This window comes from Bacillus sp. 0209A, from assembly GCF_036765095.1.
GTDB classification, from domain to species: domain Bacteria; phylum Bacillota; class Bacilli; order Bacillales; family Bacillaceae; genus Bacillus; species Bacillus subtilis_G.
Window position 1 is genome coordinate 1 of sequence record NZ_JBAIZV010000020.1, and the last position, 409, is coordinate 409.

4 tRNA genes are annotated in these 409 nt (G+C 46.7%); all 4 read left to right on the forward strand.

From position 1 onward, the window contains the following. Positions 1-13: 13 nt before the first annotated feature. Positions 14-89 (forward strand) — tRNA-Val (locus V6D44_RS20940). A gap of 32 nt (positions 90-121) precedes the next feature. After that, a tRNA-Thr gene (locus tag V6D44_RS20945) sits at positions 122-197 on the forward strand. 37 nt (positions 198-234) lie between these two features. After that, positions 235-310, forward strand: a tRNA-Lys gene (locus V6D44_RS20950). 10 nt (positions 311-320) lie between these two features. Next, a tRNA-Leu gene (locus V6D44_RS20955) sits at positions 321-404 on the forward strand. The last annotated feature ends 5 nt before the right edge of the window (positions 405-409 follow it).

Here is a 409-nt window from a genome sequence, read left to right on the forward strand (position 1 = left end):
ATAGTGCATTTATGGAGGATTAGCTCAGCTGGGAGAGCATCTGCCTTACAAGCAGAGGGTCGGCGGTTCGAGCCCGTCATCCTCCACCATTTTTCATTATACATATCGGTTTTACATATATGCCGGTGTAGCTCAATTGGTAGAGCAACTGACTTGTAATCAGTAGGTTGGGGGTTCAAGTCCTCTTGCCGGCACCACTTTTATATGATATAATACTCAAGTCTCTTGTAAGAAGAGCCATTAGCTCAGTTGGTAGAGCATCTGACTTTTAATCAGAGGGTCGAAGGTTCGAGTCCTTCATGGCTCACCATTTACATCTTGCGGATGTGGCGGAATTGGCAGACGCGCTAGAATCAGGCTCTAGTGTCTTTACAGACGTGGGGGTTCAAGTCCCTTCATCCGCATCATT